General features: G+C 68.8%; 10 protein-coding genes. 3 read left to right on the top strand and 7 right to left on the bottom strand.

What is annotated here, in order from left to right:
- The 5 genes from NON22_RS15065 to ssb all read right to left on the bottom strand — a co-directional run.
- Positions 1-592, bottom strand: a 592-nt coding sequence (locus tag NON22_RS15065) for an SDR family oxidoreductase (RefSeq protein ID WP_257387770.1), incomplete at its 3' end; no start/stop codon positions are given.
- A 106-nt stretch (positions 593-698) separates the two neighbouring features.
- Positions 699-1,256 carry a dTDP-4-dehydrorhamnose 3,5-epimerase gene (gene rfbC / locus NON22_RS15060; RefSeq protein ID WP_257387769.1) on the bottom strand — a complete coding sequence of 186 codons (558 nt, stop codon included), beginning with the start codon at positions 1,254-1,256 and terminating at the stop codon, positions 699-701.
- Positions 1,253-2,140 (bottom strand): glucose-1-phosphate thymidylyltransferase RfbA, encoded by an 888-nt coding sequence (rfbA, locus tag NON22_RS15055; RefSeq protein ID WP_257387768.1) that lies wholly within the window; start codon positions 2,138-2,140, stop codon positions 1,253-1,255. Before rfbA ends, rfbC begins: the two co-directional genes overlap by 4 nt.
- Positions 2,141-2,220: 80 nt before the next feature.
- Positions 2,221-3,273, bottom strand: coding sequence for a dTDP-glucose 4,6-dehydratase (gene rfbB / locus NON22_RS15050; protein ID WP_257387767.1), 1,053 nt, complete (start codon positions 3,271-3,273; stop codon positions 2,221-2,223).
- Between the two features lie 419 nt (positions 3,274-3,692).
- Complete coding sequence (gene ssb / locus NON22_RS15045; protein WP_257387766.1) at positions 3,693-4,208, bottom strand: single-stranded DNA-binding protein; 516 nt, start codon at positions 4,206-4,208, stop codon at positions 3,693-3,695.
- Between the two features lie 243 nt (positions 4,209-4,451).
- On the opposite strand from ssb, the gene NON22_RS15040 reads away from it, so the two are divergent.
- From NON22_RS15040 to NON22_RS15030, 3 genes are read left to right on the top strand one after another with little or no spacing between them, the layout of a single operon-like run.
- On the top strand, positions 4,452-5,456 hold the full coding sequence (locus tag NON22_RS15040; protein ID WP_257387765.1) for a polyprenyl synthetase family protein: 1,005 nt from the start codon (positions 4,452-4,454) through the stop codon (positions 5,454-5,456).
- Positions 5,457-5,490: 34 nt separating this feature from the next.
- The gene (locus NON22_RS15035; protein ID WP_257387764.1) at positions 5,491-5,958 is read left to right on the top strand and encodes an SET domain-containing protein-lysine N-methyltransferase; all 468 of its coding nucleotides are present in this window, start codon (positions 5,491-5,493) and stop codon (positions 5,956-5,958) included.
- Entirely contained in the window at positions 5,955-6,542 is a 588-nt protein-coding gene (locus tag NON22_RS15030; protein ID WP_257387763.1) for a HutD/Ves family protein, read from the top strand. Before NON22_RS15035 ends, NON22_RS15030 begins: the two co-directional genes overlap by 4 nt.
- A gap of 13 nt (positions 6,543-6,555) precedes the next feature.
- Here the strand turns inward: NON22_RS15030 and NON22_RS15025 are convergent, their stop codons facing one another.
- Positions 6,556-7,242, bottom strand: a complete 687-nt coding sequence (locus NON22_RS15025; protein WP_257387762.1) for a Fe2+-dependent dioxygenase — start codon at positions 7,240-7,242, stop codon at positions 6,556-6,558.
- Between the two features lie 209 nt (positions 7,243-7,451).
- Positions 7,452-9,778: TonB-dependent receptor (locus NON22_RS15020; RefSeq protein WP_306673834.1), on the bottom strand; the 2,327-nt coding region annotated here is incomplete at its 5' end.

The following is a 9,778-nucleotide window of genomic DNA, read 5'->3' as shown; positions in this document are numbered from 1 at the left end:
TCAGCCGCGCCGGCGTCGGCGCGCCGCGCTGGTCGGCGACGACGCCGAGGCGCTCGCGCTCGCGCGCGAGACGCAGCATCGTGCGCAGGAAGTTCGCGCCGCGCGCGGCGTAGACCCAGGCCGTGCGGAAGTTCAGGAACTCCGCGCCGCTGTCCCGGAGCGCCTGCTCGCCGGCGAGCTTGGAGCGGCCGTAGGCGCCCAACGGTGCCGTCGCGTCGTCTTCGCGGTACGGCCGCAGTCCGCTGCCGTCGAAGACGTAGTCGGTGGAATAGTGCACGACGGCCGCGCCGTTGGCCGCGGCCCACGCGCCGAGCACGCCGGGCGCCGCGCCGTTGGCCTGCTGCACGAGCGCCTCTTCGTCCTCGGCGCGATCGACCGCGGTGTGCGCGGCCGCATTGACGACGAGCCGCGGCGCGACGCGTTCGCACAGCGCGCGCAGCGCGTCGGCGTCGTGGAGATCGGCGCGCTCGCAGGGCAAGGCGCCCGGCAACGTGCCGCTGCGCGTCGCGGGGACGACATCGCCGAGCGGCGCGAGGCTGCGCTGCAGCTCGAAACCGACCTGGCCGTTGGCGCCTAGGAGCAGGATCTTCATGGGGCGTAGCGCCGGCAGTTGAAAAAGGAAAACCGTTTGGCCGGCGGCGCATCCGCAGCCGGCGCGACGCGCGCGCGGCCGGCCGATGCGTACGGACGCCGCCGGTTCACGCGAGCCAGACGGGCAGCCGTTCCGGCGCGACGTCGGCCAGCAGCGGCGCCTTCTCGTCCTTGGCCGACAGCAGCGGCGCGCTGACCGGCCAGTCGATCGCGATCGCGGCGTCGTTCCAGCGCACGCCGGCGTCCGCCTTGGCGTCGTAGAGGTTGGTGCACTGGTACGTGAACGTCGCGAATTCCGACAGCACGACGAAGCCGTGGGCGAAGCCCTCGGGCACCCAGAAATGACGGTGGTTCTCGGCCGACAGGATCACGCCGGCCCACTGGCCGAACGTCGGCGACCCGCGGCGTATGTCCACGGCGACGTCGTAGACCTCGCCTTCGACGACGCTGACGAGCTTGCCCTGCGGATTCGGCCACTGGTAATGCAGGCCGCGCAGCACGCCGCGCGCCGAACGCGAGACGTTGGACTGGACGAAGCGCAGATCGAGCCCGGCCGCCTTGTACTTTTCCGCATTGTAGCTTTCGTAGAAAAAGCCGCGCGGATCGCCGAATACGTCGGGTTCGATCGCCACGCAGCCGGGCAGGCGCGTCTCGATCACCTTCACGGCGTCACTCCGTGCTCGGCGACCTGCAGCAGGTAGCGGCCGTAGCCGTTCTTGGCCAGCGGCCGGGCCAGCGCGCGCAGCTGGTCGACGTCGATCCAGCCGTTGTGGAACGCGATTTCCTCGGGGCAGCAGACCTTGAGGCCCTGGCGGTTCTCGATCGTCTCGATGTAGTTCGACGCTTCGACCAGCGAGTCGTGCGTGCCGGTGTCGAGCCAGGCGTAGCCGCGGCCGAGCTTTTCGAGCATCAGCGAACCGTCCTCGAGGTAGCGGCGGTTCAGGTCGGTGATCTCGAGTTCGCCGCGCGGCGACGGCTTCAGCGTGCGCGCGTAGTCGACCGCGCGGCCGTCGTAGAAATACAGGCCGGTCACCGCGTAGCTGGACTTCGGCGCGGCGGGTTTTTCCTCGAGGCCGACGACACGGCCCGACGCGTCGAATTCGGCCACGCCGTAGCGTTCCGGATCGTGCACGTAGTAGCCGAACACGGTCGCACCGGTGTCGCGCGCGGCCGAGCGGCGCAGCACGTCGGTGAAGCCGTGGCCGTAGAAGATGTTGTCGCCGAGGATCAGGCAGGACGGATCGGTGCCGACGAAGTCCGCGCCGATCAGATAGGCCTGGGCCAGACCGTCGGGCGACGGCTGCGCGGCGTAGCTGATCGACAGGCCCCACTGCGAGCCGTCGCCGAGCAGCTGCTTGAACAGCGCCTGCTCGTGCGGCGTGTTGATGACGAGCACCTCGCGGATGCCGGCCAGCATCAGCACGCTGAGCGGGTAGTAGATCATCGGCTTGTCGTAGACCGGCAGCAGCTGCTTGCTGACCACCTGGGTCAGCGGATAGAGCCGCGTGCCGGAGCCGCCGGCGAGGATGATGCCTTTCTTCGTGGTCACGTGCGTTTTCCTGCGTTGCCGTCCTGCGTTGCCGTCCTGCGTTGCGTGCCGCGCGGATCCGCGGCGGTGTCCCGGCCGGATCAGGCGCCGAGGCGCTCCATGCGGTAGCTGCCGTCGAGTACGCGGCCGCACCAGGCCTGGTTGTCGAGATACCAGTCCACCGTGCGCGCGATGCCGCTCTCGAAGGTTTCCTGCGGCGCCCAGCCGAGCTCGCGCTGCAGCTTGCCCGAATCGATCGCATAGCGGCGGTCGTGGCCCGGGCGGTCCTTGACGTAGGTGATCAGGCTGTCGCGGCGGCGGCCGTCGGCCAGCGGCCGGCGCTGGTCGAGCAGCGCGCAGATGGTCTTGACGACGTGGATGTTCTCGCGCTCGGAATCGCCGCCGACGTTGTACACCTCGCCGGTGCGGCCGGCTTCGAGCACGCGCCGGATCGCGCGGCAGTGGTCGCGCACGAACAGCCAGTCGCGCACGTTGCGGCCGTCGCCGTAGACCGGCAGCGCTTCGCCCGCGAGCGCCTTCTGGATCATCAGCGGAATGAGCTTTTCCGGGAACTGGTACGGGCCGTAGTTGTTCGAGCAGTTCGTCGTCAGCGTCGGCAGGCCGTAGGTGTGGTGGAACGCGCGCACGAGATGGTCGGAGGCGGCCTTGGACGCGGAATACGGCGAGTTCGGCGCGTAGGCGGTTTCCTCGGTGAACTTGCCGACCGGACCGAGCGAACCGTAGACCTCGTCGGTAGACACGTGCAGGAAGCGGAAGCCGTCCTGGCGTTCCAGCGGCAGGCCGCGCCAGTAGCCCAGCGCGCGCTCGAGCAGGTTCAGGGTGCCGACGACGTTGGTCTGCACGAACTCGGCCGGGCCGTCGATGGAGCGGTCCACGTGCGACTCGGCCGCGAAGTTGACGACGGCGTCGGGCCGGTGCTCGGCCAGCAGGCGCTCGATCAGCGCGCGATCGCCGATGTCGCCCTGCACGAAGACGTGGTCGGGATTGGCCTTGAGCGGCGCCAGCGTATCGAGGTTGCCGGCATAGGTCAGCTTGTCGAGATTGACGACGCGGAAGCCGCCCTGCGCGAGCAGATCCAGCACGAAATTGCCGCCGATGAAGCCGGCGCCACCAGTCACGAGCAGGGTTTTCATGCGCTACGGTCGCTCCGAGATCCTTTTGGACCGGCCCGAAAGCGGCCGGAGAGCCCGAAAGCCTACCAGAAGGCCGCCCGCGCCGCTCCGCGGGCCGGACGCGCGGCCGGCCCGGACGGGATCGCTGTCACGGTTCGCGGCCGGCCCGCGTATTGCCCGGTTCCTCCATCGCTCCGGGCCTCCCCGGCGCATTGCCGCCCTCGCTCCTGGCCGTGCGGGCCGGATCCGGCTCCAGGGCGCCCGGGCAGCCCGAACCGGGCTGCCGCCTGACGATCGACGGCTTGTCGGCTTCAGGGCCGTCGCGCTGCCGCTGCCGCCGTCGGGCGGACGTGCGGAGCAGGTGTCCCGGATGCAGTCAAAGAAAAGGTCCGCACGAGGCGGACCTTTTCGTCGTCGACGCTGGTGCTGCGGGGCCGCGGTCAGAACGGGATGTCGTCGTCGTCGAAACCGGTGTTCTGCACCGGCTGCGGCGCGCTGCGCTGCGGAGCCTGCTGCGGGCCGCGCGCGGGACCGCGCTCGTAGCCACCGCCACCGCCGCGGGAACCGCCACCTTCGTAACCGCCGCGCGAGCCGCCGCCGCTTTCCATGTCGCCGCCGCCCGGACGGCCGCCGAGCATCTGCATTTCCGCCGCGACGATGTCGGTGGAATAGCGCTTGACGCCGTCCTTTTCGTATTCCTCGGTGCGCAGCGAACCTTCGATGTAGACCTGCGAGCCTTTCTTCAGGTACTCGCCGGCGATTTCCGCGAGGCGACCGAAGAACTTGACCCGGTGCCACTCGGTCTTTTCCTTCTGCTCGCCGGTCTGCTTGTCCTTCCAGGATTCGGAGGTGGCCACGCTGATGGTGGTGACGGCCATGCCGCCGGCGCTGTAGCGGGTCTCGGGGTCCTTGCCCACGTTGCCGACCAGAATGACCTTGTTGATGCCGCGTGCCATGAGTTTTTCCTTGTTGCGGGGGCCTTCCGGCCTTTCAGGACCGGAACGATACCATGTAGGCGCGGCGCCCTTCCTCGGAACGCCGCCTGCTGCAGCCTGGGATTCGTCCGGCCTGCGCGACCTTGCCGGACGCGGCCGGCGCAGCCTCGCGGCGAAACGCCGCGGCTGCGGCCAAGGTCATGGCCGCCGGTGTCGCCGGGCGCCGCTATAATCCGGCCGAATTCCGTTCGAGTTTTCGTTCCGATGCCCAGCGCCGCCGCGGCTCCGTCGTCCTCCACCCTCGATTTTGCCGCCGTCCAGGCTCTCGCCAGGCCCGACATGCAGGCCGTGGACACCCTGATCCGGAACCGCCTGGCGTCCGACGTCGCGCTGATCAACCAGATTTCGGCCCACATCATCGGCGGCGGCGGCAAGCGCCTGCGGCCGATGCTCCATCTGCTGGCCGCGCGCGCGGCCGGCTATCGCGGCGACGAGCACGTGCAGCTGGCCGCGGTCGTCGAATTCATCCATACGGCGACCCTGCTGCACGACGACGTGGTCGACGAATCCGACCTGCGCCGCGGCCGCAAGACCGCCAATGCGATGTGGGGCAACGCGGCCAGCGTGCTCGTCGGCGACTTCCTCTATTCGCGCTCGTTCCAGCTCATGGTCGAGCTGCAGCGCATGCGCGTCATGCAGATCCTCGCCGACACGACCAACGCGATCGCCGAAGGCGAAGTGCTGCAGCTGCTGAACATCGGCAACCCGGACACCGACGAGAACGCCTACCTGCGCGTGATCGAGCGCAAGACCGCCGTGCTGTTCGGCGCCGCTACGCGCCTGGGCGCCGTGCTCGCCGGCCTGCCGGCCGAGCAGGAGGACGCGCTGTACCGCTTCGGTCTGGACCTCGGCTACGCGTTCCAGATCGCCGACGACCTGCTCGACTACGTGTCCGACGCCGACACCCTCGGCAAGAACATCGGCGACGACATCGCCGAGGGAAAGCCGACCTTGCCGCTGATCTACGCGATCGCGCGCAGCGCGCCGGAACAGGCGCAGAGCCTGCGCCGCGCGATCGAATCGGGCGGCCTGGATTCGCTCGACAACGTGATCGCGTCGATCCGCGATTCGGGCGCGCTGGAGCTCACGCGCGACAAGGCGCTGGCCTATGCGGAATCTGCGCGCGGCAGCCTGCAGCTGCTGCCGGCCTCGGCCGCGCGCGATGCGCTCGATGCGCTGGCCCGCTACGCCGTGGAACGGACCTACTGATGGCCGGCACGGCTGCCGCTGCGGCGCCGCCGGCATGATACTGCCGCGCTACCACGTCGCCGATTCGCTGATCCCGGGCGCCGGCAAGGGCCTGTTCGTCGACGAGCCCGTCGCGCGCGGCCGCCTGATCACCGCGCCCGACGCGATCCCCGAGGTGTTCCGTTTCGATGAGATCGCGCGGCGTCCCGATGCGGCGCAGCTGCTGCCGGCGACGGTACGCTGGTTCGAAGACCGCTACACCGTCACGCCGGAATGGCCGGACGAGTGCTACATCAACCATGCGTTCGATCCGACCGGGCTCTGGCACCTGGGCTTCGTGTTCGCGCTACGCGATCTGGCGCCCGGCACCGAAGTGACCGTCGACTACCGGCATCTGCTCGCGCCGGGCCAGGCCGAGGATTTCCTCGACGCGGGCACCGGCGCGGAGATCGTCGGCTTCACCTGGGAAGAGAGCCTGGCCGCCTCGACCGCGCAGTTGCACGCGCTGCTGGAGCGCCGATGACGACCCTGCGCCTGCTGCACGCCCACGACTATCGCCGCATGGCCTGGAAGAACGGCGGCGGCATCACGACGGAAATCGCACGCAGTCCCGGCGACGGCGACTTCGACTGGCGCGTCTCGATAGCCGAGATTGCCCAGGACGGGGATTTTTCCATCTTTCCCGACGTCGACCGCGAGCTCATGCTGCTCGACGGCGGCGGCGTCGAGCTCCTGATCGGCAGCGATGCGGCAGTGCCGCTGACCCAGCGCTACCAGAAGCATGCGTTTCCGGGCGAGGCGCCGGTCAGCTGCCGCTTGCTCGACGGACCGACGCGCGATTTCAACGTCATGGTCCGCCGCGGCCGCCAGGCGGCCGAGCTGCTGGCGCGGCCGATCGTCGGCGCGCAGCTGCTATTTCCGGCCGCAGACACGAGCTGGGTCGTCCACGTCGCCCAGGGCCACGCCGTCGTCAGCAACCGCGCCGACGGGCCGCGGGCCGAAGCCGGCGAAACGCTGCTGGTCGAATTCGAACAGAGCGGCGGCGCGCCGCTCGTGCTCAATGGTGCCGGCGAGCTCGTGCTCGTCAAGCTGACGCGGCTGGCCTGAGCCGCGGCGACGCTCAGGCTTCGGCCCAGCGCCGCAGCAAGTTGTGGTAGACGCCGACCAGCGACACCAGAGCCGGGTGCTCGGGCTGGGCCGGGGTCAGGTTCTGTATGGCCAGGTCCAGGTCGAACAGCAGGCGGCGCTCGCCTTCGTCGCGGACGAGGCTCTGTATCCAGAAGAACGAGGCGATGCGTTCGCCGCGCGCGATCGGCTGTACCTGATGCAGGCTGCTGGCCGGATACAGGATCAAGTCGCCGGCCGGCAGCTTGACGCTGTGCGTGCCGAAGCTGTCCTCGATGACGAGCTCGCCGCCGTCGTAGTCGTCCGGCGCGTTGAGGAACAGGGTCGCCGACAGGTCGGTGCGCAGCGCGCTACGGTCGTCGCCGGTGCGCGGATAGCGCACCGCGTTGTCGACGTGAAAGCCGAAGGACTGGCCTTCGCGATAGCAGTTGAACAGCGGCGGAAAGATGCGCTGGGGCAGCGCGCCGGCGACGAAAGTCGGGTGGCGCTGCAGCTTCTCGAGGATCAGCGCGCCGAGCTCGCGCGCGACCGGACTGTCGTCGGCCAGCTGCAGGTTGTGCTTGGCCTTGGCGGACTGGTAGCCGGCGGTGAGGCGGCCGTCGAGCCAGTCGGCCGTGTCGAGGCGGCGGCGGCAGTGCGCGACTTCTTCGGCGGTCAGTACGTTGGCGACGTGGAGCAGCATGGCGACGCTCGGCGGTGGACGGATGCATCCATGGTAGCGGCGGAGGCCGCGCGGCGCTTGATCCGGATCAAACCGGCGCCGGGTCGCGAACCATGGATCATAAACTTGTCTACAAGTATTGATTGAAACAACGCGAACGGCCGAACTCGCGCCCGGCCGCCGTCGGTCCCGAAACGCCGCCGCGTCCCTGCGGCGACCAGTCGCGAACCTCAGAACGCGTAGTTGGCCTGCAGTGTGACCTGGCGGCCTTCGCCCGGCGTGGCCCAGCCGCTGGCGCTCGTGCGCACGCGCGTGTAGTACTCCTTGTCGAACAGGTTGTTGACGTTGAGCTGCAGGCGCAGGTCGCGGTTGACGTTCCAGGCCACCATCGCGCGGTGCACCCAGTAGTCGTCGGCCTTGGCCAGCGGGCCGCTGACGTTGGTCGCACTGTGCTGGTTCAGGTAGTACTCGCCCTGGTAGTTCACGCCGTAGCCGAGCTGCCAGCTGCCGACGTCGAGCGTGGTCCAGGCATTGAAGGAGTGCTTGGGCACGCTGACGAGATCGTCGCCGCGGGTGTAGTCCAGACCCTGGCCGGCCTGACGGTTGGACACGCCCTGCAGGACTTCGCTCTGCAGATAGGTGTAGTTCGCATAGACCGCCCAGTTCCGGCTCAGATTGCCGCTGACGCCGAGCAGGACGCCGTCGACGCGGGCTTGTCCGTCGAGCTGCTGCTGGCCCGACGGATTGTCCGGATTGCCCGGGTCGGCGACCCGGTAGTTCTCGCGGTCGTTGCGGAAGATGGACGCGGTCAGCGACACGCGCTGGTCGAGCAATTCCCACTTGGTGCCGATTTCGTAGTTGATCGCGGTTTCCGGATCGACGGTGCAGTTGTTCGTGCCGGTCGTGCTGCCGACCGTGCACGAACCGTTGACCGAGGCCTTGGACGGCGTCTTGGAATTGCCGTAGGCGACATAGATGCTGCCCGCTTCGGCCGGCTTGAACACCAGGCCTGCGCGGTACGACAGCAGGTCGTCGTTGTTCTTGGCCGGCGCGCTCGCGCCGGTGATCGTGCCGATCGAGCCGGCGGCGGTGGACACCGTGTAGGTCGTGCTGCTGCCCTCGTTGCGCTCGTAGCGCGCGCCGAGGTTGAGCTGCCACTGCTCGCTGAACTTCAGCGTGTCGAACGCATAGACAGCGGCGTTGTCGAGCTCGCCGTCGACCTTGCTCGTCCGGGTGCGGTTGCGCGGGCCGGTGTACCAGGTGTCCGGATGGAACGGATCGGTGAACGGCAGGTGGTTCGGCGCCGCATAGGGATTGCTGCCGTCGGCGTTGCGGAATTCATTGCTGCCGTCCAGGGTGTAGGACTCGTGCAGCAGCGAGAAGCCGGTGACCAGCGTGTGGCCGACCGAACCGGTGTCGAACTCCGAGGTCAGGTCGGTCTGGTTCACGAGCAGGCGGTTGGTCGTGTCGCGCACGTTGCCGCGCGGGCCGCTCGGCATATAGGTGTTGATCGGCACGACGATCTGCGTCGCGCCGGTACCCGTCGTGCAGCTGCCGCCGACCGGGGTCAGGTTGTTGGCGAGGCAGTACGTGCCCTGCGGCGGATCGACGATGGTCAGCTGCTTCACTTCCTGCACGCGCGTGAAATTGCGCAGGCTCATGCTGTCGCTGAACACGTGGCTCAGCACGCCGGTGAACGCATCGACCTCGATCTCCTGCGTGTCGACGTTGCGGTAGCCGTAGTAGGTACTGGTATCCAGACCCGGCAGCGCGAAGCCGCGGTCGCCGGCGAAGAAGTACGGCACGCCGTATTGCGGCGTGTTGTCGTCGCGCTGGTGCAGGTAGCTCAGGGTGAAGGTCGTGTCACTGCCGAGACCGAACGCGATCGACGGCGCGAAGCCCCAGCGCTTCATCTGCTCGACATCGCGGCCCGCCACGTCGTTGCGGTGGCCCATGAGGTTCACGCGCAAGGCCGTGGACTCGCCGATCATCTGGTTGCTGTCCAGGGTCACGCGGGCATAGGCATCGGTGCCGACGCCGGCGGACAGGTGATTGAACTCGCCCTGGCGCGCGGCCTTGGACACGAGGTTGATCGTGCCGCCGACCGAGCCCGCGCCGGAATAGACCGAGTTCGCGCCGTTGACGACTTCGATCTGCTCGAGGTTGAACGTGTCGGTGCGCGAGTACTGCGCGCTGTCGCGTACGCCGTCGAGCTGGATGTCGTTGCTCGCGGCGAAGCCGCGCAGGTTGATGCTGTCGCCGAAGCCGCCGCCGCCTTCGCCGGCGCCGAAGGTGATGCCGGGCAAGGTCGACAGCACGTCGCGCAGCGACAGCAGGTTCTGCTGCAGCATGACCTCCTGCGGCACGACTTCGATGGACTGCGGCGTGTCGCGCAGCGGCGCGGTGTACTTGGGCGACGTCGCTTCCTTGGTCGCCATGCCGTGCACGTCGACCGCATCGAGCTTGGTTTCTTCGCGGCCGCGGCGGCCGCCGGCGCCGTCCGGCGTTTGCGGCGCCTCCGCCGGGACGGCGGCGGAAGCGTCGGCCGCGTCGGCCA

Origin of the sequence: Tahibacter caeni (assembly GCF_024609805.1) — a bacterium.
In the GTDB taxonomy this organism is placed as follows: Bacteria; Pseudomonadota; Gammaproteobacteria; order Xanthomonadales; family Rhodanobacteraceae; genus Tahibacter; species Tahibacter caeni.
Note: the sequence above shows the minus strand (reverse complement) of the source record. Positions and strands in the feature narration are given on the sequence as shown.

Excerpts from the sequence above, each read along its gene's own strand:
- rfbB (WP_257387767.1), bottom strand. The coding sequence starts at position 3,273 with ATGAAAACCCTGCTCGTGACTGGTGGCGCCGGCTTCATCGGCGGCAAT.
- ssb (WP_257387766.1), bottom strand. The coding sequence starts at position 4,208 with ATGGCACGCGGCATCAACAAGGTCATTCTGGTCGGCAACGTGGGCAAG.
- NON22_RS15040 (WP_257387765.1), top strand. The coding sequence starts at position 4,452 with ATGCCCAGCGCCGCCGCGGCTCCGTCGTCCTCCACCCTCGATTTTGCC.
- NON22_RS15035 (WP_257387764.1), top strand. The coding sequence starts at position 5,491 with ATGATACTGCCGCGCTACCACGTCGCCGATTCGCTGATCCCGGGCGCC.
- NON22_RS15030 (WP_257387763.1), top strand. The coding sequence starts at position 5,955 with ATGACGACCCTGCGCCTGCTGCACGCCCACGACTATCGCCGCATGGCC.
- NON22_RS15025 (WP_257387762.1), bottom strand. The coding sequence starts at position 7,242 with ATGCTGCTCCACGTCGCCAACGTACTGACCGCCGAAGAAGTCGCGCAC.